25 protein-coding genes are annotated in these 22,082 nt (G+C 65.7%); 10 read left to right on the top strand and 15 right to left on the bottom strand.

Annotated elements, in window-relative coordinates:
* Window positions 1-122: 122 nt before the first annotated feature.
* Window positions 123-632: a MarR family winged helix-turn-helix transcriptional regulator gene (locus NG1_RS33460; RefSeq protein WP_218019023.1), complete on the bottom strand. Its 510-nt coding sequence runs from the start codon at window positions 630-632 to the stop codon at window positions 123-125.
* Between the two features lie 87 nt (window positions 633-719).
* Here NG1_RS33460 and NG1_RS33455 point away from each other — a divergent pair, with 87 nt between their 5' ends.
* Entirely contained in the window at window positions 720-1,091 is a 372-nt protein-coding gene (locus NG1_RS33455) for a VOC family protein (RefSeq protein ID WP_062977660.1), read from the top strand.
* 131 nt (window positions 1,092-1,222) lie between these two features.
* Here the strand turns inward: NG1_RS33455 and NG1_RS33450 are convergent, their stop codons facing one another.
* The 3 genes from NG1_RS33450 to NG1_RS33445 all read right to left on the bottom strand — a co-directional run bounded on the left by NG1_RS33450 (window position 1,223) and on the right by NG1_RS33445 (window position 2,878).
* On the bottom strand, window positions 1,223-1,663 hold the full coding sequence (locus NG1_RS33450) for an MFS transporter (RefSeq protein WP_062977658.1): 441 nt from the start codon (window positions 1,661-1,663) through the stop codon (window positions 1,223-1,225).
* The gene (locus NG1_RS39165) at window positions 1,612-1,875 is read right to left on the bottom strand and encodes an MFS transporter (RefSeq protein WP_084499385.1); all 264 of its coding nucleotides are present in this window, start codon (window positions 1,873-1,875) and stop codon (window positions 1,612-1,614) included. The genes NG1_RS33450 and NG1_RS39165 overlap by 52 nt, the downstream gene beginning before the upstream one ends.
* A gap of 82 nt (window positions 1,876-1,957) precedes the next feature.
* The gene (locus tag NG1_RS33445) at window positions 1,958-2,878 is read right to left on the bottom strand and encodes an alpha/beta hydrolase (protein WP_062977656.1); all 921 of its coding nucleotides are present in this window, start codon (window positions 2,876-2,878) and stop codon (window positions 1,958-1,960) included.
* Window positions 2,879-3,140: 262 nt separating this feature from the next.
* Here NG1_RS33445 and NG1_RS37265 point away from each other — a divergent pair, with 262 nt between their 5' ends.
* The gene (locus tag NG1_RS37265) at window positions 3,141-3,743 is read left to right on the top strand and encodes a GAF domain-containing protein (protein ID WP_157114396.1); all 603 of its coding nucleotides are present in this window, start codon (window positions 3,141-3,143) and stop codon (window positions 3,741-3,743) included.
* On the opposite strand, the gene NG1_RS38660 is transcribed toward NG1_RS37265, so the two are convergent.
* Both NG1_RS38660 and NG1_RS38655 read right to left on the bottom strand, forming a co-directional pair.
* The gene (locus tag NG1_RS38660; RefSeq protein ID WP_245660161.1) at window positions 3,664-4,719 is read right to left on the bottom strand and encodes a recombinase family protein; all 1,056 of its coding nucleotides are present in this window, start codon (window positions 4,717-4,719) and stop codon (window positions 3,664-3,666) included. The two genes, NG1_RS37265 and NG1_RS38660, sit on opposite strands and share 80 nt — an antisense overlap.
* Window positions 4,683-5,312: a recombinase family protein gene (locus tag NG1_RS38655; RefSeq protein ID WP_062977652.1), complete on the bottom strand. Its 630-nt coding sequence runs from the start codon at window positions 5,310-5,312 to the stop codon at window positions 4,683-4,685. The genes NG1_RS38660 and NG1_RS38655 overlap by 37 nt, the downstream gene beginning before the upstream one ends.
* A 106-nt stretch (window positions 5,313-5,418) precedes the next feature.
* Here NG1_RS38655 and NG1_RS33430 point away from each other — a divergent pair, with 106 nt between their 5' ends.
* The 3 genes from NG1_RS33430 to NG1_RS33420 all read left to right on the top strand — a co-directional run bounded on the left by NG1_RS33430 (window position 5,419) and on the right by NG1_RS33420 (window position 6,477).
* Window positions 5,419-5,826 carry a hypothetical protein gene (locus tag NG1_RS33430; protein ID WP_062977650.1) on the top strand — a complete coding sequence of 136 codons (408 nt, stop codon included), beginning with the start codon at window positions 5,419-5,421 and terminating at the stop codon, window positions 5,824-5,826.
* 82 nt (window positions 5,827-5,908) lie between these two features.
* The gene (locus tag NG1_RS33425) at window positions 5,909-6,139 is read left to right on the top strand and encodes a hypothetical protein (RefSeq protein ID WP_157114395.1); all 231 of its coding nucleotides are present in this window, start codon (window positions 5,909-5,911) and stop codon (window positions 6,137-6,139) included.
* 68 nt (window positions 6,140-6,207) lie between these two features.
* Window positions 6,208-6,477, top strand: coding sequence for a hypothetical protein (locus NG1_RS33420; protein WP_157114394.1), 270 nt, complete (start codon window positions 6,208-6,210; stop codon window positions 6,475-6,477).
* A gap of 219 nt (window positions 6,478-6,696) precedes the next feature.
* Here the strand turns inward: NG1_RS33420 and NG1_RS33415 are convergent, their stop codons facing one another.
* Window positions 6,697-8,397, bottom strand: coding sequence for a phosphoenolpyruvate--protein phosphotransferase (locus NG1_RS33415; RefSeq protein ID WP_062977644.1), 1,701 nt, complete (start codon window positions 8,395-8,397; stop codon window positions 6,697-6,699).
* A gap of 145 nt (window positions 8,398-8,542) precedes the next feature.
* On the opposite strand from NG1_RS33415, the gene NG1_RS33410 reads away from it, so the two are divergent.
* Genes NG1_RS33410 through NG1_RS33395 form a run of 4 tightly spaced genes read left to right on the top strand, consistent with a single transcriptional unit; the run spans window position 8,543 to window position 12,583 of the window.
* Complete coding sequence (locus NG1_RS33410) at window positions 8,543-9,310, top strand: DeoR/GlpR family DNA-binding transcription regulator (RefSeq protein ID WP_062977641.1); 768 nt, start codon at window positions 8,543-8,545, stop codon at window positions 9,308-9,310.
* Window positions 9,307-10,257, top strand: a complete 951-nt coding sequence (gene pfkB, locus NG1_RS33405; RefSeq protein ID WP_062977639.1) for a 1-phosphofructokinase — start codon at window positions 9,307-9,309, stop codon at window positions 10,255-10,257. Before NG1_RS33410 ends, pfkB begins: the two co-directional genes overlap by 4 nt.
* 11 nt (window positions 10,258-10,268) lie before the next feature.
* Window positions 10,269-12,299: a PTS fructose transporter subunit IIABC gene (locus tag NG1_RS33400; RefSeq protein ID WP_245660160.1), complete on the top strand. Its 2,031-nt coding sequence runs from the start codon at window positions 10,269-10,271 to the stop codon at window positions 12,297-12,299.
* 26 nt (window positions 12,300-12,325) lie between these two features.
* Window positions 12,326-12,583 carry an HPr family phosphocarrier protein gene (locus tag NG1_RS33395; protein WP_062977635.1) on the top strand — a complete coding sequence of 86 codons (258 nt, stop codon included), beginning with the start codon at window positions 12,326-12,328 and terminating at the stop codon, window positions 12,581-12,583.
* A 191-nt stretch (window positions 12,584-12,774) separates the two neighbouring features.
* On the opposite strand, the gene NG1_RS33390 is transcribed toward NG1_RS33395, so the two are convergent.
* The 5 genes from NG1_RS33390 to NG1_RS33370 form a co-directional block, all read right to left on the bottom strand.
* Entirely contained in the window at window positions 12,775-13,875 is a 1,101-nt protein-coding gene (locus NG1_RS33390; protein ID WP_084499388.1) for an adenylate/guanylate cyclase domain-containing protein, read from the bottom strand.
* A gap of 660 nt (window positions 13,876-14,535) precedes the next feature.
* Window positions 14,536-15,165, bottom strand: coding sequence for an IS630 family transposase (locus tag NG1_RS37260; protein ID WP_157114393.1), 630 nt, complete (start codon window positions 15,163-15,165; stop codon window positions 14,536-14,538).
* Window positions 15,059-15,346, bottom strand: a complete 288-nt coding sequence (locus tag NG1_RS33380) for a helix-turn-helix domain-containing protein (RefSeq protein WP_063910504.1) — start codon at window positions 15,344-15,346, stop codon at window positions 15,059-15,061. Before NG1_RS33380 ends, NG1_RS37260 begins: the two co-directional genes overlap by 107 nt.
* Window positions 15,347-15,601: 255 nt before the next feature.
* Window positions 15,602-16,090, bottom strand: coding sequence for a ricin-type beta-trefoil lectin domain protein (locus NG1_RS33375; protein ID WP_157114392.1), 489 nt, complete (start codon window positions 16,088-16,090; stop codon window positions 15,602-15,604).
* A 246-nt stretch (window positions 16,091-16,336) separates the two neighbouring features.
* Entirely contained in the window at window positions 16,337-16,693 is a 357-nt protein-coding gene (locus NG1_RS33370; RefSeq protein ID WP_062977631.1) for a hypothetical protein, read from the bottom strand.
* Between the two features lie 545 nt (window positions 16,694-17,238).
* On the opposite strand from NG1_RS33370, the gene NG1_RS38650 reads away from it, so the two are divergent.
* Window positions 17,239-17,694 (top strand): aldo/keto reductase, encoded by a 456-nt coding sequence (locus NG1_RS38650; protein WP_245660159.1) that lies wholly within the window; start codon window positions 17,239-17,241, stop codon window positions 17,692-17,694.
* Between the two features lie 639 nt (window positions 17,695-18,333).
* On the opposite strand, the gene NG1_RS33365 is transcribed toward NG1_RS38650, so the two are convergent.
* The 3 genes from NG1_RS33365 to NG1_RS37255 form a co-directional block, all read right to left on the bottom strand.
* The gene (locus NG1_RS33365) at window positions 18,334-20,448 is read right to left on the bottom strand and encodes a hypothetical protein (RefSeq protein ID WP_157114391.1); all 2,115 of its coding nucleotides are present in this window, start codon (window positions 20,446-20,448) and stop codon (window positions 18,334-18,336) included.
* 94 nt (window positions 20,449-20,542) lie between these two features.
* Window positions 20,543-21,160, bottom strand: a complete 618-nt coding sequence (locus NG1_RS33360) for a hypothetical protein (RefSeq protein WP_062977627.1) — start codon at window positions 21,158-21,160, stop codon at window positions 20,543-20,545.
* 259 nt (window positions 21,161-21,419) lie between these two features.
* The gene (locus tag NG1_RS37255) at window positions 21,420-22,031 is read right to left on the bottom strand and encodes a hypothetical protein (protein WP_157114390.1); all 612 of its coding nucleotides are present in this window, start codon (window positions 22,029-22,031) and stop codon (window positions 21,420-21,422) included.
* Between the last annotated feature and the right edge of the window lie 51 nt (window positions 22,032-22,082).

Below are 22,082 nucleotides of genomic sequence, written 5' to 3'. Positions count from 1 at the left end.
AAAGTCGGACGTGCAATGAGAACCCCTCATACAGAATACAAAACCAATCGTTCCGATGATAAGCACGGCCTTCAAGGCAGTGTCTCCCAATAGATGTCGCGGCGCTCGTGCGGCCGATTGATTCACTGGATCGTCTCGTCGGCGAGGCGTTGCAGGTAGCTGGCGAATTGGCGGCGGTCGCGTTCGTTCCACGCCGCGGTGAGCTGGTCGAAGCAGCAGCGTTGCCAGTCGTGGGATGCGGTCAGCAGCTCGTGTCCGCTTTCGGTGAGTTGCACGACGACGCGGCGACGGTCGCGAGCGGAGTCGCTACGGGCAAGGTATCCGGCTGCGACTGCGTCACGCACCATACGGCTGGCGCCGGAATGGTCGAGACCGAGCTGCTCGGCCACATCGGTGACCGCTGCTTCCTCGCCTGTCCGTAGCGCGGCGGCGACGGCTTCTACGACCTGAATGTGCTGCACCCGCCGCAGCTCCGCGTCCGTTTCCCGAGCCACACGAGCGAGGGCCTGGTTGGTCCAGCGGCGCGACCAGAAGCGGACCAGCCGAAACAGGGCCGGGCCTCCCTCGGCCGCGTCGCCGATGGTGGCGGTGTCGGCTGCGGTCGGGGTGTTTCGAGCGTCGCGTGTACTCACCCTCGACATCGTATGCGATACGCACCTATACTTGTATGCACATCGCATACAAATGGCTTTTCGGGGTCTACGGCACAGGAGGCAGTGATGCCCATCGTTCTCAATCACACGATCGTCCCGGCGACCGACAAGCAATCCGCAGCAACATTTTTCGCCGAACTGATGGGACTGGTGGTCTCCGCTCCGAGCGGGCCGTTCGTGCCCGTGCGTGTCAACGACGATCTGACGTTCGACTTCGACGACCGCGGGCGGGTCGAGCCCGGTCATTACGCCTTCCTCATTGATGACGACACCTTCGAGGCAGTGCTGGAGAGGCTGGCGAAATGGCCTGCCGTGGAGTACGGCTCCGGCCCGGAACACGGGTGGGACCGGCAGACCAACAACCTGGCAGGCGGGCGCGGGGTCTACGTGCACGCCCCCGACGGGCACAGCTACGAGCTGTTCACCGTCGTTCCCTGAGCCGCGCAGTCGACAACAGATTTCTGCGAATGGCAACACTGCCTAGTGCCCGCAGATGCGGAGCAGACGAAATCCTGATGGTGGTGGTCACCGTCGACGGTGTGAATCTCGACGAAACACGCGACGATCGCTCACCACACGCTGCTGCGCTGGCGCACTGCCTTCACGCATTCGGATACCACGACGCCGACACAGTCGAGCGCCGCGACGATTTGTCGGGTGTTCGCTACTGATGCGGCGCCGGTGGCCCGGCGTGCGTCGACGGTGTCGAGCCATTCCCGTGATTGGGGGAAGAACCTCCAGAGCAGTGCGATCGGCACGATCGTGCCTACGCCAGAGGCGAAGAACATTGCCCGCCAGTCCGAGGAGTGGGTTCCCGCGATCAGTGCCGCGAGCATGCCGCCGACTGGGAAGGCGCTCATAACGGACGCTACCGCTCGGCCACGTTCCCGTGCCGGCCAGGACTCGACGACGTAGGTCGAGACGATCGCCCAGACTCCGCCGAGGCCGAAGCCGGCGATCAATTGCAACAATATGATCGCTGCGAAGGTGGGCATGACCTTGACCAACACCGTGCACAGACACCGAACAGAGTTAGGCTGCCCGGCAGAGCTATCTTGCGGCTGTGTCTGTCAGCAATCCTGCCCACGGTGACCGAGCTGGCGCCGATGCCTAGCAGGGTAGCCGTGGCCAGCAGGCCGCCTTGTACGACACTGATGCCGAGGTCGGCGCGCATCGACGGCAATGCCAGCGAGATAATCACGATTTCCAGCGCGTCGAACAGATATACAGTGGATCAAGATGATCCACCGCACGGGAATTTCATTTCATGACCCCATGTCAGATGATGCGATCGAGCCGGGCGCTCAGTTCGCCGCGCGGAAAGTCGCACCGAACCAGTCGGCGGTCTTCGCGGCTGCGATATTGGTGTCACGCTGGTCGGAGTACAAACTCATGTGGCTGACCTCGGGCAGGATCTCCAGCCGTTTAGCGGGGCTGGCGATGGCATTGAAAGCGGCAATCTCCCTGTCCCACATCGTGATGTTGTCGCCCTCGGCGACGATCATCATCAACTTCTTGTCGAGTATACGGTTCAGGAAGGGGAACACCGAATAGTTGAGCAGCAATTCGGTGGACTCGAGAGTGCTCCAGTGCTCATGTCGAGCGGCTTCGTCGGACTCTTTCAGCGAGGTGAACACTTCTTCGATGCGAGGGAAGGGCCAGGTGGACAGCTCTTTCGCCGGAGCCGAGGTGCGCATGGGCAGATTCGCGCCTTCTCCGCCCGCGGCGCGTGCCCTGCGATCGGCCAGGATCTCGGACTCGAGATGCGCGAAGGCGACTTCGCCGTGAGCACGGCGCATGTTGTCGAACCCTTCGACTACTGGAACCACGCTAACCGCGGCCTTGATTCGACTGTCGGTGGCCGCCAGCACCAGCGCGTGCCCGCCACTGTAGGAGATGCCGAAGACTCCCAGCTGCCGAGCATCGACATCATCGCGGGTTTCGACGTAGCTCAGTGAGTTCTTGTAATCGGAGATTTGTTCCCACGGGTCGATGTGCTGGCGGCGTTCGCCACTGCTCTCCCCGAATCCGCGGTAGTCGAATCCCAGAAACTCCACCTGCTGCTCGGCCACGATCCGTGCAACGTGAGGAAGAACGATTTCCTTCACATAACACCATCCGCCGCCGGCGACCACCGTGGGCAATGGCCCCTGGACTCCGTGCGGCCTGAACAACGTACCCACCAAGGTCTCGCCATCGCTGTGAAATGTGACGCGCTCTTCCATGATTTATTCCTTCACCGAGTCGGATAATGCGATATCGGCGACTGCCGTGGACGAAGGCTATGCGCGCGGCGCAACGCTGCAGTGTCTCGACTTCGAGACCCTTGCACAGCCTTGGCCCCGCGCACGCTCAGGGCGCCGTAATGTCTCAGATCCGAGACACCATCCAGCGGCCGCGCGAGCTACCATCGAGACAACTATGTTGCTGGTCCCACGATTGCGGTGATGAGCATTATTCGTAGGTGGATCGTCGGCAAGGAGAGCCATGAACGATCAGGCACTGATTGCCGCAGCGCGGGACGCGTTCTTGTACGAGGGGATCGAATCACCCGATGTCCGCCCGGCGACGCTGCGTCCGTGGAAGCGTGCCCAGCTGGGCGGAGTGCGCCCCGACGCCGAGCCGACCGTGGTCTTCGCTTCTGCGATGGACCCCGGCAGCGCGCTTCTGCGCGCGGTCAGGCCGGTAGTCCAGGCCATCATGGCCCAATTGGGTACCGCCGAGTTCGCCATGATGGTGACGGATCGGGATGCCTACATCGCCGGGCGATGGGTCTCTAGCTCGTCGATGGGAAGGCTGCTCGATGGAATGGGGGTATTGAAGGGGGCGAAATTCGATGAGGCCAGTGTGGGCTCGACGGGCCTGGGAACAGTGCTGGAGGAACGTGCGATCTCGATCGTCGACGGTGCCGAGCATTTCAATCGCTACTTCGATCCGGTAGTCGCCGTCGGTGCCCCGGTGATTCGGCCGGGAAGCGGGACCATCGAAGGCGTCCTCGACCTCGTGTGCCCTACCGGCACTCCTCACGAGATACTCGCCGCGCTGGTCGAGCGTGCCGCCGCTGATGCTGGGGAACGACTCCGTAGGTGAGTTTCAGGCCGAGTTGCCGGTAGACCTCGAGTTTGTCGGTGGGGTCGGCCGCCTTCAGTATGTGGACCAGGCCGCCCAGTGAGGTCACGAGCTGGTGGATCTCCTCCTTGTTCAAGTGGTGAACCGAGCGTTGTTCGGCTTCCAGCGCGGTGAGCTGTGCCGCGGTGTCCTGGCGTTCGCGTTGAACTTGTTGGGTCCAGCCCGCCACAAGGACCGGGTCGGTGCCCGCTTCCAGTGCTGCTCGGTACCGGGACAGTTTGCGGTCGTGTTCGGCAAGCGATCGTCGTGCACTCTCGATGGCGGGAGTGTTGTCGGTCTGCGCATCCTCGAGCATGGTCAGCGAATGCTCGATCCGGTCGGGGTGGAAGATGTCGGCCAACCATGAATCGATCGGGGCGCTGAGCTGATCTTCGCGCAGGTAGACGGTCGTCGGGTGGTCGAGCTTATTGGCGAGGGCGTACTCGGACGGATACCGGCAGCGGTAGTGCGGCAGCCCGTGGTTCCAGTTGCCCTGCATCCGCCGTCCGCAGGCGTCGTGAAACAACAGTCCCTTGAAGGCGTACGGGTGCTGGCGACGGGTCGTGGTCCTGCCCGTCGATTGCGGGCCTCGGGCGGCGAGCCGTAGTTGTGTCTGTTCGAAGGCGTCCTTGCTGATGAGTGCGCTATGGGCAGGTTGGTCGGAGTAGACCCACTCGTTTTTCGGGTTCCACGCCAAGCGGGTGTGATGGCCCAAGGCGACGTCATCGACGTCGATGAGGGACTCCTGCTTGCGTTGTTTGTTCCACACCTCGTAGCCGGTGTAGCGCGGATTGCCCAGGATCGCGCGCACCGCGCTCTTGGACCACGCGGCGCCAGAGCGATGGCTGTTGCGCCTGCGGTCGTAGGCCGACGGGCACAAGATGTTGTCGCCGGTGAGGCGTTGCGCGATAGCGAAAATCCCTATGCCGGACAGGTACTCGCCGAAGATCCGTTGCACCACTGGCGCGGTGACAGGGTCGGGTTCAAGGGTATGCAGCCTTTACCGTCGGCGGCTTTGCCCGGATTCGGATGAGGCCCGGCGTCGGCGAGACGGTACCCGTAGGGCGGTCGGCCGCCGAGGTAGCGGCCCTCGACTTGCGCTTGCGCGGCCATGGCGGCGCGGACGCGGATCTTGATGCGGTTGCGTTCGCCTTTGGACATGCCGCCGAACACCGACATGATCAGATCGTGCGCTTCGGATTCCGGGTCGATCGGACCGCCGACCTCCGGCACCCACAGCTGCACGCCGTAGTGAACGAAGACCGGAAACGTCAGCCCGAACTGGTTGCCGTAGAACGCGCGCTGCGGTTCGCCGATCACGACCGCGTCGAACCCTCGCTCGGGTTCTTTGAGCAGCTCGAGCAGCCGCCCGGCCGCGGGGCGGCGCTTCCATGGAATCGACCGCGACTGCCCGATGTCGAAGAACTCCGCGACGATCCGCCCGTGCTGACCGACCAGGGCGTTCGCGCGTCCGAGCTGCCAGTTGCGAGACGCGTCCGGATCTTGCTGGTCTTCGGTGGAGACCCGCCCGGCGAAGGCGAACCTGATCATTGCTGCGATTCCTCCTGCTGGTTGAGAAAGACATCGGCGTTCGGCGGTAACCCGGTCGAACTGCTGCGATTGCCGGGGTGATCGGTACAGAACGAGGCGCCGGTCGATGACGGATTTCCTGGGCCGCTACATGCACGTGGGAGGCCCAGAGGAGCACCGCGCGGCGCTCGAGTTGTTCAGGCACAAGCTGATGCACCTCGGCAGACAGGCGTTCGTGCGCGACAGTACGACCAACATCGCCTACACCCGGCGCCTCCAGTTCACCGACGTCGACTCGATCCGGTTGCACCACTTCACGCTCAGTGTCCTCGACCCGACGACCGAGCCTGAACTGGTGTCGTTTATGCCGAGTGTGCCGTCGGCGGTCAAGGCACTCAGTATCCATCTGCCCTCGCTGGCCGACGACATCCACCGAGTCAGCGAGTCGTATGTGACCGCCATGCTCGCTGACGTCGGACTCCGACAGAAGGCCGAGAATGTATATCCCGATATTCGTTTGCAGTCGTTCGCGTAGCTGGCTGCACTAAGGCCCGCATCTGTCAACTTGGCCGTCGCAGTGGATCGGAGAAGATATGGGGATCGGACACGATTCCGATATGAGGACCCTGGCGCTTGTTCTGATGGGCGAGTTCGCGAAGGTGCAGGACAGCATCGACGGCTTGGTGGGAATGTACTTCGCTCGCAGAACCGCGGGCATTCAGTGGTATCTGAAGCAGAAGGGGATACCTTCTCGTATTCGCGACTCGGAGCGTCCGCGCTTGGTGGTCTCGATCGCGGCCGATCTGGGCACCACGAGTGACCTGTCCAACTTCACCGAGACCTACTAGCGACTGAGGGAAATCAGGGATTACACGGCTACTCCGTGCGCGTTGACTTCTTGAATAGCGACACGATCGTGCTCACGAAGCAGTTCTTCCAGTCCGGCGGCGGAACACCACAACCGTCGCTGACGGTGGCACGCCAGGAGTTGATGACTGGGCACCGGGACGCGCTGTGGCTGCTGCATCACGTGCACTACATCATCGCGTCGAGCGATCTGTCCGTGAGGACTTTCCTCGGCGATCGGGCGATCCGGTATGTCGAGCCGACTCCAAGTCCAGCCGAGTGGGACGAAGTCGCGTTTGTCTTCGTTGATGAAGTCGGAAGCACGACCGCTGGTGGATGACTCCTCACTGTCGGAACAGCCTCTGCACCATCCCTTGATGGGTCCCCGGCCAGGTCGAGAACATCAGTCCCCGCGCACCACTGGCCCTCTGAACCAGCAGTCCGCCTTATCGGCCAGCACCCGCTGCGGCCGCACCCGTGCTCGCCCGCGACCGAGTTTCGGGCACCTTAGGTGTGCACGCCCTGGACTCCGAGGAAATGCCAGATAGGTGAGCATCGGTCAGGCGTCGGGAGTGGAGTCGAGGACCGCTCGCACGGCCGTCCTAGCTGCGGCCGGGTCGGTGGCCGTTAACGCCGCAGACGCGGCGCGCCGGCACTGCTCGCGAGTCGTCTCGGCGAGGCGGGCGCCTACCGCGGGGATGGCGCCTGCAGCCATGGACAGTGATCCGACGCCGAGGCCGACCAGCACGCAAGCCAGGGCCGGATCGGCCGCGGCTTCACCGCACACCCCTACGGGCTTGCCCAGTCGTTGACCAGCGGCCGTGGTGCGTGCCACGAGAGCCAGCACCGCAGGCTGCCACGGGTCGGTGAGGGCGGCCAGTGCGGGCGACATCCGGTCGGCCGCCATCGTGTACTGCGCGAGGTCGTTGGTGCCGACGGAGAGGAAATCGACATGGCGCAGAATCGCTTCCGCGGTGAGCGCGGCGGCGGGCACCTCGATCATCGCGCCGGGGATCAACCCCCGGTCGCGCACCTTCTCGGCGAAGGATTCCGCCTCGGCCGCGGTCGAGATCATCGGTGCCATCACCCACGGCGTCGACGCGCGGCCGACGGCGGCTCGGGCGATCGCGTCGAGTTGCCGGTCGAGGATTCCGGCGTCGCGCGCGGCGATGCGAATACCCCGCACCCCCAGCGCGGGATTGGCTTCGTCGGGATGGTTTGCGAACCGCAGCGGCTTGTCCGATCCGGCGTCCAGGGTCCGGATCACCACCTTCGCGCCGGCGTAGGCGTCGAGCACTTCCCGGTAGATGCGTTCCTGCTCCGCTACCGTGGGCTCGGTTTCCCGGTCCAGGAAGCACAATTCGGTGCGGAACAGGCCGACACCTTCGGCCGGTGTCCGGCGCGCAGCCTGCGCGCTCGGGCCGTCTTGGACGTTGACCAGGACTTCCACCCGGTGACCATCGGCGGTGGTGCCCGGCCCGGCCCAGGCGGCGTCGCGTGCCGTCCTGGCACGGAACTGCTCGACCGCGCGTGACGCGACCTCGGTATCGGGATCGATGACGATGCGCCCGGACGAGCCGTCGAGCAGCACATGCGCACCTGCCGCGATTGCGTCGAGACCGGCCACCGCGACGACACAAGGAATGCCGAGTTGCCTCGCGATGATCGCCGTGTGGCTGGTAGGCCCGCCGAACGACGTGGCCAAGCCGATGATGAGCGAGGGATCCAACCCCGCAGCATCCGCGGGCGCGAGGTCCTCGGCGAGCAGGACCGCCGGCTGCTCCGGCACCGGAATGCCTGGTTCGGGCGCGCCGGCCAGTTCGGCGACGACCCGATCGCAGACGTCTCGGAGGTCGGTCACGCGTTCGGCCATCAGCCCGCCGAGCTTGGTGAACATCTCGGCGAACTGGTCGGTGGCCGCGACCGCCGCCGCACGCGCCGGTGTGCCCGCCGCGATCAGCTTCTGCGCCCCACCGAGCCAGCCGCGGTCGGTGGCCATCGCGGCGTTCGCGGCGAGGACTTCCGCGGCGGCGCCACCGGCCCCTGCCGCACGTCCCCGCAAACGGTTCGCGACCGTCGTCGCCGCGGCCAGCAGCGCCGCCTGCTCGGATGCCCGATCGGACTCGGCAATCACATCAGTCGACTCCGCGATGTGCGGCCGGGCGCTCGGCCGGACAGCGGGCGCGAACGCCACCCCGGAAACCGCCGGTGTGCCGACCAGTACTACCGATCCCGTCTCTACCTGCAAAGATCCCGTCACCTGTCGCCTACCTCCACAGCTGAACCAGCGAGCCCGATTCCATGCCCGCCCGGCCTTCGATGTGATCCACACTACGCCACATCATTGACAAAGCAACACGGACAGATATAAAACAACATAAACCAACATCGAACCGGGAGGTCGGATGTACGCCGAGGAACGGCAGCAGGCGATCGCGACGCTGGTCGGGCAACGAGGCCGCGTGTCGGTCACTGAGCTGTCCGACCAGTACGGCGTCACGACCGAGACGGTTCGGCGTGATCTCGCGGTCCTGGACCGGATGGGCTTGGTCAGGCGTGTGCACGGCGGCGCGGTGCCTGCCGCGGCGCTGACCGCGATCGAGCTCGGCACCGGCGAACGCGAGCACAGCCGTGCGGCGGAGAAGGACCGCATCGCCAAAGCGGCCTTGGATTTCCTGCCGCCCACCGGCGGCAGCGTCCTGTTCGACGCGGGCACCACCACCGCGCGGATCGCCGCCCTGCTGCCGACCGACCGCGAACTGGTAGCGGTCACCAACTCGGTGCCGATCGCGGCCCGCCTCAGCGGGCACGCCGCGGTGCGGTTGCACCTGCTCGGCGGACGCGTCCGCGGCGTCACCCAGGCCGCCGTCGGCCCGGAGACCCAGCGCATGCTCGCCGAACTGCGCGTCGATGTCTGCTTTCTCGGGACCAACGCGCTCACCACCGCCCACGGCCTGTCCACCCCGGACATCGATGAGGCCGCGGTCAAGCGCGCCATGGTGGCCAGCGCCCACCGCGTCGTCGTGGTCGCCGATTCCACCAAAGTCGGCCGCGAGGACTTGGTGCGCTTCGCGGAGATCGAGGACGTCGACGCCCTGGTTACCGACACCGGCGTGCCGGATTCGGTGCGCAGCGAACTCAGCGCGTCCGGCCTCGAGGTGGTCACGGCATGATCGTCACGCTCACCGCCAACCCCAGCATCGATCGCACCGTCACCCTCACCGAGGCATTGCACCGCGGCGCCGTGCACCGCGCCGCCACCGTGAACTCGCATCCCGGCGGTAAGGGCGTCAACGTCTCGAGGGTGATCGCCGCCGCGGGCCGCGCCACCGTGGCCGTGCTGCCCGGCAACACCGGCGATCCGCTTCTGCGGCAGCTCGGCGACGCCGGCATCGCCTACCGCGCTGTTCCTATACCGGGGACGGCGCGAACCAATCTCACGATCGCGGAAACCGATGGGACCACGACGAAGATCAACGAACCCGGTCCCCCGCTGACCACTGCCTGCACCGCTGCCCTGGCCGAGACGCTCGACGGCCTCGCCGCTGCCGCGTCCTGGGTGGTGCTGTCGGGCTCGCTGCCGCCGGGAGTACCCACCGACTGGTATGTCGCGCTACTGCGGCGGCTGCGCGGCATACCGGTGGCGATCGACGCCTCGGACGCGCCGCTGCGGGCAGTCGCCGCCACCGTCGGCTCCCATCCGCCGCGGTTGCTGAAACCGAACGCCGAGGAACTCGGTCAGCTCACCGGCGCCGACCTCGCCGAACTGGAGAATCCGGTGGCCGCCGCCCGCGCTGCCGCGACGCTGGTCGAGCGGGGCGTCGGGACGGTTCTGGCGACCCTCGGCAAGGCGGGCGCCGTCCTGGTCACCCCGGATGGCGCCTGGTACGCGCCCGCGCCGAGGGTGACACCGCGCAGCACGGTCGGCGCGGGGGATTCGGCCTTGGCCGGCTACCTGCTCGCCGACTCCGACGGAGCCGAGCCCACCGAACGGTTGCGCCACGCGGTCGCCTACGGCAGCGCCGCCGCCGCCCTTCCCGGGACCGGCGTACCCGGGCCGCATGACATCGACCTCGACGCCGTGCGCGTCACGGCGCTGGACGCCCTGCACAACAGCTGAAGGAGGCCATGGTGGCCGACTCGATCATCTCCGAGGATCTGATCACCCTCGACACCGACCTCGGCGCCGCCAAGGATGCGGTGATCACCGCACTCGCGCAGCGCCTGGCCGCAACCGGCCGTGCGCGCGACGCGGCGGCGCTTCGGGACGCGGCGCTGGCCCGGGAAGCCCAGTCCGCGACCGGGCTTCCCGGTGGGATCGCGATTCCGCACTGCCGCGCCGCGACCGTCACCGAAGCCTCGCTCGCGTTCTCCCGGCTCGCCCCGCGGGTCGATTTCGGCGCCCCAGACGGTCCGGCCGACCTCGTGTTTCTCATCGCCGCGCCGGAAGGCGCGGGAGCCGAGCACATGAAACTGCTGTCCAGCCTGGCGCGTGCGCTGGTGAAGCCCGAGTTCGTCGCCGACCTGCGTGCGGCGGCGACACCCGCGCAGATCGTGGCCCTGGTCGAGGACGTGCTCGACGCGCCCACTACCACTGCCACGACCGCCGCGCGTAGCACCACCGCCGCGGAGAACGCGACCACGGGTACAACATCCGAGCACGAGGAACCCGCGGTCGAGCGCACCATCGTCGCGGTCACCGCCTGCCCGACCGGAATCGCACACACCTATATGGCCGCCGATGCCCTCGTCGCCGCAGGCAAACGCGCCGGTGTCACCGTGCGCGTGGAAACGCAGGGGTCCAGCGGCAGCACTCCCCTCGGTGACGAGGTCATCGCGGCCGCCGCCGCGGTGGTCTTCGCCACCGACGTCGGCGTGCGCGGGCGCGACCGGTTCGCGGGCAAGCCCGTCGTGGCCTCCGGGGTCAAACGGGCGATCAACGAGCCGGACACGATGATCGCCGACGCGCTACGCGCCGCGAATGATCCCGGCGCCGCGACCGTCCCCGGCCGCGCACCCGATGAAAAGTCCTCGGCCACAGAGAAATCCGAAGCTCTCGGCTGGGGCACCCGGCTACGCCAGATCCTGCTGACCGGCGTCAGCTACATGATCCCGTTCGTCGCGGCGGGCGGCCTGCTCATCGCGCTCGGCTTCCTGCTGGGGGGCTACGAGATCGCCGACCACGCCAAGACCATCGTGCTGGACAACTCGCTGACGGCGTTGCCCCAGGGCGGACTGGCCACCTATCTCGGCGCGGTGATGTTCCAACTCGGCACTCTCGCCTTCGGCTTCCTCGTGCCCGCGCTGTCGGGCTACATCGCCTTCGCCATCGCCGACCGCCCCGGCCTCGCACCAGGATTCACCGCCGGAGCCGTCGCGGTGTTCGTCGGGGCCGGATTCCTCGGCGGTCTGGTCGGCGGACTGATCGCCGGGTTCGCGGCGCTGTGGATCGCGCGCCGCACAGTCCCGCAATGGGCTCGTGGCTTGATGCCGGTGGTGGTGATCCCGCTGTTCGCGTCACTGATCGTCGGCGCTGCCATGTTCATCGTGCTGGGCAAGCCGCTCGCCGCGGTGACCAGCGGACTCACCCACTGGCTCAACGGGCTGTCCGGCACCTCCGCGATCACCCTCGGGATCATCCTCGGCCTGATGATGTGCTTCGACCTCGGCGGACCGGTCAACAAGGCCGCCTACTCCTTCGCCGTCGCCGGACTGGCCGTCACCGATACCGCGTCACTGCGCATCATGGCCGCGGTGATGGCCGCGGGCATGGTGCCACCCCTGGCCATGGCGCTGGCCACCACGATCAGACCGCGCCTGTTCACCACCGCCGAACGCGAAAATGGCAAAGCGGCTTGGCTATTGGGCGCGTCGTTCATCTCCGAGGGCGCTATCCCCTTCGCGGCCGCCGACCCGCTGCGCGTCATCCCGTCCATGATGGCGGGAGGCGCCGTCACCGGCGCGCTGATCATGGCCACCGGAACCACGCTCAGCGCACCACACGGCGGCATCTTCGTCTTCTTCGCCGTCGGCCACATCCTGTGGTTCCTCGCCGCCCTCACCGCGGGCACGCTCGTCGGCGCGATCTGCGTCACCGTCGCCAAAGAACTGGCCCGCACACGAACCGCCGTGCCCTCCCCCACCACCGTCACCGCCGGATAAACGTCCCCAACAGAAGGAATCCCGCCATGCCGCAGACAACCATCGAAGTCGGCTCGTCCATCGGCCTGCACGCCCGTCCCGCCAACATCATCGCCGAAGCTGTCCAGGCCGCGGGCGTACCTGTCACCCTCTCGCTCGTCGGCGGCGATCCGGTCGACGCGGGCTCCGCGCTGATGATCATGACCCTCGGCGCCACCCAAGGCACCCCGATCCTCATCACCACCGACGACCAAGCCGCGCTCGACAAGGTCGCCGCACTGGTCGCCGCCGATCTCGACACCTGACCGGCACCACGACCGACGAAGTCATGTCCAGAAGCTGTCGCCGCACCGCGGAAGCATTTCCACGCTGGCTGAGTCGCGGAGCTCGGGAGGAACCCAGCCGCTGTTCGCGCTGTCGGCGGCGTCACCGAATCCGGCGCTCCACTCTTTGCCGCGCTTGCGGGCCACATTCGCAAGCGCTGACCTGTAGCCGGTCAGCTTTGTTTGCGCGTCCGCTCTCGCAGTACGTGGGAGCGTAACCGGGGAATTCCCTTGACCCGCACGCTGCGCAGATGGCGCAGGAGGAATTCGTCGTCGTCCTCCAGAACGGCGGCGGCGCCGTCGTCGAGCAGGACTGTTCCCGGCCGGGCCACGCCGGTCAGCCGGGCCGCGACATTGACCACCGTGCCGTAGAGGTCGCCGAAACGGGTGAGGACCGGACCGTATGCCAAGCCGATCCGGATCTGGGGCATTTCCGGAATCGTCTGCGCCGCTCGGGCGATCGCCGCGTTCATGGCCACAGCGATCCGGGCGCCGTCGCGTGCGTTGTCGGCGGCGAACATCACCTCGTCGCCGACGTTCTTGATCACCCACCCACTATGGGCGGTGACCGCTTCGGTGGTGGTGGTCTCGAATGTCTCCAGCAGATCCGTCAGCTCGTCGAGGTCGAGGTGACGGGACAACCGGGTGTAGCCGACCATATCGGCGAACCCGACGAGCAAATGCCGTGTCGCGCCATCGGATACCAGTGAGCGGCTCAGCGCCGCAGCGAGATGCCGTTGCCAGGCATACTCCTGCAACCGGGCGAGGACTGCGATGGTCCGGGCGGTGGCGTCTCGGTTCGGTTCGGAGACCGGCTGCCCGCCTTCGGCGGTGCGGCTGCCGATCTCACGGGCGATCAGGTCCGCCTGCCACTCGGCCAGCCGCGCCATCGCCTGACCGACAGTGCGCGCGGCGGCGATCTGGCTCTGCTCACTCGCTCCCGCGACCGGGTCCATCGCGGTGAACTGGCGCACCGCGGCGATGTCGGAGTCGGTGAACGCCACTTCGTCGTCGCTCGCCGCGGCCGGTAAGCCCAGCGCCACCCACAACTTCATGGCACGATCGACAGACACCCCCGACAGCTCGGCAACCTGGGTGCGGGTGTACCGCCGCGGACCCCCGAGCAACGGCTGCTCGACTACAGCCTCGACCACCTCACCCTCGCCGTGGGTGTAGTAGCGGCCACCATCGGCGACGCTCACCACAGCCACTTGCAGACCGCACCCACCCTCGGGTGTCCAGTCGCTACGGATCGGCTCGCCGGCAGCGGTCATCAACTCTCCCTCGCAGAAATTGGTCAATCGTCCAGTTTCGGGTGTCGATAGTGCCAGCGCGAACTCCCCGACACCACAGTGCTGTCCAACCTCCATGAACGCTCACAACCCGACCACCCACCGGCCCCTCACGCGCCACAGCTGACCCCGGGCAGCAAGAAACCCTTTGCGGTCCGCCGATGGTCCTGCCCGGATCAGCTTCGGCATCCTCGACGACCATACTCACGCGCATGCGGTTCGCCCCGCGGTCTGTCCCTCCGGGGCCGGGGGATCTCGGGATATGTGTCCACCGTCACGATCCGCCGCCCGCCACCTCGCACTGCGTAGGGCGGCGCGCTCGCGGGATCTGCTGGTCCGCACGATCGACGATACCGTGCCGGCCACCGCCCTCAGCGGCATTGTGGCTAGTGCCGCGTCAAGCAACGTTCGGTAGGTAATCCGGCCGTCGGATCTTGGAGCCGACAGCGAAGTCCCGGATAGGTGTGGCGTGTTGGTTACGCCAGCGGATGTAGTCACCGATCGCGGTGTCCTGCTCTGTATGGCTGGGTGGTCGGTGCCGTTCAACGCGAAGTGGCGCAGGGCGGCGAACTCGCACTCGATTCGGTTCAGCCACGACGAATAGGTGGGCAGGAACACCAACTCGACCTGGTTGGCCGCGCACTAGGCCCGCACCTCGGCCCGCTTGTGGACCGAGTAGTTGTCGCAGATCAGATACAGTTTCTGCCCCGGCCAGCGGGCTCGTAGCGATTTCAGGAACGCCAGGAACTCTGTCCACCGTTTCCGGTCCCGGATCCGGTAATTAAACTGCCCCGTCCCCAGGTCCAGGGCGCCGAACATGTGCCGGACACCTTGGGTGCGGTTGTAGGTCGCGCGTAGGCGTGCCGGGCGCCGGACTCCGAACCAGCCGCGGCCGCCGCGGGGTTGCAGGTTCAACGGCCCGAACTCGTCCACACAGATCACCCGGCCGTCGGCGGGCGGATTGTCGTAGAGATCGAGGACTCGGTTCATCTTGGCGATGAAGTCGGGGTCCCCGGAGCCCTTCCACGTCTTCGTGGCCTGCCACGACACAGCGCCGGCGATCAAGATCTTCCGTAGTGTTTCGCGGCTGATATCGGCGATCTCGTTGATACGCAGCACATCTGCCAGTTTCGACAGACTCCACACACTGAACGGCCAACCCAGGTCACGGGGACAGCACCGGGCGATCTGACAGATCCACTTCACGCATCGTCTGATCGGTCTTGGCCGGTCTGCCCCCTTGCCATTTTGGGTCCAGCGCCTCGAATCCATGAGCGTTGAAGTCGTGGATCACTTGCCGCACATACGATTCCGAGACTTGCATCAGCTTCGCGATCAACCCGACCGGCTGATGCTGGGCCGAGGCCATCACCACCACCGCCCGACGCATCCGCACCGGCACCTTGCTGCGCCGCGCGATCTGCGCCAGCTTGCGGCCCTCTTCCGGGGTCACCGCTCTAACGAACACTTCCGGTTTCCGAGCCACCGCCACCACCTCCACCGGGCAGCATCACCGCTCAACCCGCACCGGGCAACTCGCCACCCCGACTGATTACCGCATCAACCTTCCTGGACACGGCACTAGCCGCCGCCGCGACGACTTTGTTGGCCATCGTCGCCTGAATCGGCGCCCGCTGGCGCCGACAACACGCGCACATTCCGCGGTGCGGGTGCTCGGCGCTCACAGTCTGTCGGATACGGCCGACGGTCACGATCGGGACTGTATTGGTTCGAACATCCATTCCTGGGAGAGCGGCACGGGCTCTGTGGCCTCCTGCAACGCGACCGGGTCGATATCCAAGACGAACCAGACGCTGTCCTTGGTCCAGTTCTGGGTACTGCGGATCCGGCACCGGCCGGTGCTGGTGGGCTCGATCGTCCACTCTTGCCCGGGTTCTGGTTGGCCGATCTTGGGGTGGGAGGCGTAGATGTACTTGTCGTAGACGGAACGCAATTGCAGGTGTTTGATGTATAGCCGTACTTTGCCGTTGGCCTTGACCACCACCTCCCATATCGAGGGCGGCACTTCCGAACCAAGGACCTTGACCGGCTTGGAGACGGTCCCCGAATGCATATCGTCAGGGTGCACACCGACCGCATTGGCCGGGTGGCGAGCCGAGAACAGATGGTAGTGACCTGAGACAAGTCCTGAAGAAGACGAATTCATAGCGTCCCCCATGTGCACGAGTGTGGTCATTGTCTTTCTTCGGCGAATCCACTGTCGGCCACGAGTCGCATCCCGCACCGCGATCCCGGCGCATGCGCGCTCAGAGTCTTCCCTCCTCAGCCACGCTATAGCAGACGGCCTCCCGGTCGAGGACGTCATCAAACGCCGCCTGGTCGAGTTTCGGACTCTGCGCCGGGGTCGCGGCCCTGCCTACGGAGGCTGTTCAAGCCGACGAGAGATGGGTACTTCCGATCGATGGCGAATGACGACTCCGCGTCATTCCTCCTGCACGAGCGCTACCTTGAGGGTGGCGTTGTCTCCGCGACTGTCCTCCTTGACGGAGGAGAACCGCGTCGGCGTACGCACGGAGGTCTGGTCGGAGCCTACGTAAGGGTTGTCCCAGTAAACCTTGAATTCCCCTGCGGCGGAGGCGTAGACGACCTCGCCTTCGGTGCCGGTGGCGAGTCCATCGGACTCGCTCCCCCATTCCGCTCGCCGACCTTCAGGGATGACGTCGGGTGGGGTGGCTCCGCCGTTGTTGCTCCAGACTCCGTGCTGCAGTGCCTTATTCGTCAAAGTGAGGTCGGTCCCGGTGTAGTTGTATACGCGTACCCAGTACGATCGTGCCGCCATCTGTCGAGCTCCTTCATACTTAGGCCGCCCCCGGACATTGGAATCCTTCCCCGGGCGGACCTGTAGCCATGTTGCCCTGTGTCGGATGAGATCGTGATGCAGCGAACGGCATCCCCCTTTGCGAGTGGAGACGAGCGACCAGCAGTTTGTCACGAACTACGCTCAACGACCATCGGCGCACATGCGGGCCGATCGAACACCCAGGGATGAAGCACCGCACATGCCGGAGCGCGTATTCGATTGTACCGCCTGCCTTCTCATCTATTTCGATTTCGGATCACCTTGCCGATGGCGGTCATGATGTCGACACGACCATGCGACGGTGGTCTCTATCACGCGGTGGTGCAGTCAGTCATTGGCCCGAGTCAGGGCAACGCCACCAGCGCATGGCGAATGGTTCGGTGCCGCGACGGGCGACGTGTCGGATCACGCCGCGATGTTCAGCAGTGTCATCAATCTCTCGAATCCCGCCGTCACCGCGGCCGGGTCCTGCAACTGCAGTCCATGGCCGACTCCGGTCAACGCGACAACCGCGCAGTCGGGCGGTGCTCGCGGATCACGGCCAGGTCCGCGTCCGTGAGAAGACCACCGACGCCGGGTCGTTGACCATCGCCGAGATCGTACGCCAAGTGGCCCGGCAACTCGGCCGGTCACCGGCGCAGGTGGCCCTGTCCTGGCTGCTGCGCCGACCTGGGGTCACCGCACCCGTTCTCGGTGCCCGAACCCGCGCGCACTCGAGGACAACCTCGGCGCCCTGGACCTCGCCTTCGACGACCACCATCTCGGGCGCCTCAGCAGTGCATCCGCCATCACGCCGGGATATCCGCACAACGTACCGCCCGCTTCCACTCCGACGCCGAACTCGTCGCCTTGCTCGAAGGCGCCGGCCTGCGGGAGCCGAAAATCAGACGCGTAGACAGCGCTTTCCAGATCGCCACCGCCACACGGCCGGCCTGATCGATACGGGCTGGGCGCACACCAGGTTCGGTGGCTTGTGCTGACAGGATGTGATCGCCTCTCTCACCCAAGCTCTACCGGAGGGCATACGGGCTCGCTTGAGTAGACGACTACTCGAATAATCTCGGATCCACGATCAAGGCATACAGGGCCATGGAGCCCCGGCCAGACGGTTGCCGCACAGTCGAGCGATTTCCGTCGCTGTGGTAGCCACGCGACGCCGCGACATCGCACCTGCTCACTGTCCCGGTCGGGGGATTGCACCCTGGCGAGGTAGGCCGCCGCGGTTGTATCCGCTTCTGGCGCCGAAAGCGCCGGTAGATCTCGACTGCCTCGGGCAACTCGGGTACGGCAGGGACCGTGTCGCCGAGTTCGACCCGACACCGGGCAGATCCCTACGTCCTCACCAGTTTCGACGTGCCTCCCACGGCCCTGCCTGTCACCAGCGTCCAGGACGTCACCGGCCGACCCGCGACGACCTTCGCCCGGTGGGCCGCCACCAATGCCGCGCGTTTCGGCGCCGACCGACACCACCCTCACCGGCAGGGCGTCCGCCGACCGCCTAGCCCAACGCACCACGAGAATCGACCCGAAACGCCCCGCATCGTTGGGAACTCCGACCGGAGCGGCGAAATCGGTTCACCGGCAGACGTGCCACACCGAAGGGGTGCCCGATTTTCCGGTCAGGATGGTGGCTCTTCGTCGAGTTCGCGAGCGAGTTCCAATGTTTCGTACAGCGGGCTGCCCGGCCCGGCATCGACCGCGAAGACGTCGGAATAGTGTTGTGGCGCAGGCAGGTCGGGGTTGGCCGCGAACTGGTCGGCAAGGGCGGTGAACATCGCGTCGACGAGGCTGGGCGCGAACTCGAGGGTGGGCAGGGAGCAGTAGGCGGCGATCCATGTCGGCAGCATGAAGGCTTGGCCGAGCCATCTCAGTTGGTCGGGCAGGTAGACGGTGAGGATCGGTAGGTCGACATCCCTGATCGTGGGCCAGGTGTCGGCTGCCTGATCGGCGTGCTGGGTGAGGAAGACGATGGCCTCGGTGCGCAGTTGCAGCATACCGCGTTTGATGGCGTGGCCGGGGTCCTCGGCGAATGCTCTCGCGTCCAGCGGTCGGCAGTCGATGACCACGCGCTGCGAGTTCCAAGAATTCGAAAACCAGCGGCGGATCTCACGGTTCCACTCCAACGCGGCCAGCAGGTCGGTGTCTGCGTTCTGGCGTCGGCTCAGGTCGGGTACTCGGTCTACGACTTCGGCAGAGTCCAGTGCGAACTCCGAACGAGGATAGTCCCGGCTCAGACGCACCGGCGATCGCCGATGCTTGCGCCCGTACTGCGGCAATGCCCGGAAAGCCGCGCGGTGCATCGCCCAACCCAGCGGGTGGTTGGTCGGCGAAGGAAGAGTGATGAGCTGATCGGTGAACAAGTCGTCGGCGATTCGATTGACTGCGTCTACGTCGCCGAGGAGGCCGATCAGCAAACGCAACGTGCTTACTGCCGCGAATACGTCGATGAGCACGCGCGGAAGGCTCGGTACGTCCAGCACAATGGTGTTGGGCGGGAAGTCGGGCGTTCGCCGCCCCGACCGCACCGATAGCAACTGCCGCGCCGCGAATTCCTGATCGACCGCCGACAAGCTGGATACGGTGAGATCCGCGACGACACGGCCGCGCAGGAAGTCGGATCGATCCCGCAGATATTGCGTCAGTTCCGCCTCACGTCTGCACCACAGACTTGCGGCATATCTGTCCGAGCGCACGCGCACGATCGCAGGCGCCGCGGCGAAGAGGCGCCACACCATTGCGGTGTTGGTTTCCCCCGCCGGGACCGTCACCGCGTCGATGGACACGTGGGCGGCGCCCCAGAGGCCGAGCGTCATCAGCGTCGGTTTGACATCGCCGGATCTGTGGCTGATCGCGAGGGAGGGGCGCGGCCACCACGCGGCGACAGCGCCGAACGCGTAGAGCACGACGTCGGCCAGCCGGACGTCTTGCCACGGATGCGAGATTGCTTCCTCCAGCCATGCCAGGGCCCGCAGCCCCAAGGCGTAACGGCGCAGGACGCACAAGCCGAGTGCGTTCACGGGATCGTCTCTGGTGGCTACGAAGCCCACAGCAGCCACAAGCGGCGGACAGACCAGGAGCTCGGCGACGAGGTGTATGGCCTCGCGCAGGGCGTCGTGCTCCCATGTCCGGCCCAACCAGTACCAGTGGTCCTGCCACCAAATGGGTTGTCCCTGCTGCGTGGGGACGAGATTCGGTTGCTGGTCGCGCCATTCCGCCGCATACCAGGCCTCGACGGCGCGGGCGAGGTCGATCTGCGGCTGGTCTGTCCACTCCACGATGTCCAGCACTTGTTCGAGTCGTTGCAATGTCGCTCGATAGAGCAGGTCGGCGTCGGTGGTTTCGGCGAAGATGAGGCCTGTGAGCGCACTACCGGTGATCGAACTCAGCCAGGCGCGAACGAACTCCGCTTGCAGCAGCCGCTGTGACGGTTGTCCGGCCGCCCCTGGCTCTTCCCGAAGGATCGGAATGAGCCGAGTGAGGCATTCCGCCCGCCGGTCGGCGAGGGGCTCCGCGCCGGTGAGCACATCGTCGAGGGCAGCGGAGTTCGATGTCCGGCCGAGACCGACCGGCACCAAACCCGGCGGCTCGGCTTCCAGCAGCGGCCAGTCGTCCAAGGGGCCGCGCTGACTCCAGGTTTGCATCGCGAAGCCGATCACGGAGTACCGGACCCCCTGAGCAACCCAGTAGTCGTGCGGCCACGGTTCGTGCCACATCACGTCGGTTCCGTCGTTCACCCGCCGCTCGAGCGAGATCCACCAGGACTCCCAGATCTGCGGATCAATCTCGTCTACCGCTCGTCGAAACCAGGCATACGCACCGGCTGCGACATCAGACCCCGACACGTGCGCATCCGGAAAGGCGCTCAGCCACAACGACGCTCACTACGGCTTCATTGGCGATCTGCGCTGCCTCGATGTCGAGATCCAGGGCCTCGACGAAGATGTTGATAGCTTGTTCCGACGCCCGAAGGTGTTCGAGTCCATCGGCACCAGTCGGATGCAGATACAACAGCCGAAACCGCTGCTGCCGCCAGACCGGACCGTCAACTGTGTGCACGAGGTGTCTAACGATCTCGACGTTCGTCGTGACAAGTGAGACGACCACCCGTTCACCGACTTTCGCCCACTCACGTGCATTGGCATCAGGACACTGCCGCGCGGCCTGGTCGCTGGCATGGTCGAGGATCTCATCCCATGTGCGGCCTGCCGACAACCCCATGGCCAAGGCGACTTGATCGATCACCGACAGTGCGATTCGAAACAGGTCGTAGTCGTCCCAGAAATCGCCGTCGAGACTCGATTTGGTCCGTTCGAGGTCGGTGAGCATCTGGATCGGAGCCAGCGCTCGACGGCGACGGGTGATCGAGTCGTCGTCCGTCGGAATGACGACTTGCCAGGTCTCGGGAAGCTCGAAGAAGCTCGACGACTCCGTCACAGCGATCTCCACGCCCGTAACCGCACTCCTGCCCCCGTCATCGTCGATTACGACTGTATTGCTACAGTCCACGAAACCATCTCTGTAGCTGAGCAATCGATCTGGATTCCCACACTGTTACGGGTCGCTGGCGCCACATCGATGACAGTCGCCGTGCCAGACTCCCCGACGATATGAGCCGGAGGTTCGAGCTTCCTTCCTCCGACGCGAACGGGCGCGATTCTGGCTCGTCTGCGCGAGGTCGCGTCGCGTGCCACGATGACCATGCCTCTCACCATGACATACAGCTATCAGTCGAGTGGCCGTGTTTGGCGGGCTCACCGCTCACAGATGTCCATAACGGCGCAGATCTCGCCAACTTTGACCACTGACCTTGTGCCGTAGGAAGTGGCGTGGTTGACGTCCATGATGTTGGTGAACTGCTGCACGATAGATCACCGCGATGTTCGCCGTCAGCGCTCTGGGGATAGGGACTGGCGCCGCCGCCGACAACACCAAGCCCGCCTCTCCCACTACCGACGACGAGGACATCCCCTCTGCGCGCGGGTGATCCGGGCACTGGTGAGACGTCGATCCGGTGCAGGTCGAGGATCCGATGGCCGTCCCGGAACTGGTTGGACAGGTTGGTGCGCGTGACGCCGAGTAGTTGGGCCAGCAGCGTGCTGGTGACGGCCCTTCGCCGTCGCAGCAGGGCTGTCAGAAGCCTGTGGAAATGGTCGACGCTGCTGGTTTGTGGATGCAAGTAACCGCGGGGGCGGTGGAAGCGACGCTGGAAGGCCGCCTCGGTCAGGGCGTCCCAATACGGTTCCGAGACCGCGACCAGGTGCGCGAAGTCCGCTCGTGTCATGCCGGTCAGAGCTGGATCGGTGAGCATCTCGGTCACGGCAGGATCGGACTTGCGACGGGTCGGGGCTTGCTCGGGAGGGTGTGGTGG

The organism is Nocardia gamkensis NBRC 108242 (assembly GCF_001612985.1).
In the GTDB taxonomy this organism is placed as follows: domain Bacteria; phylum Actinomycetota; class Actinomycetes; order Mycobacteriales; family Mycobacteriaceae; genus Nocardia; species Nocardia gamkensis.
This window is presented reverse-complemented; position numbering and strand designations above follow the sequence as displayed.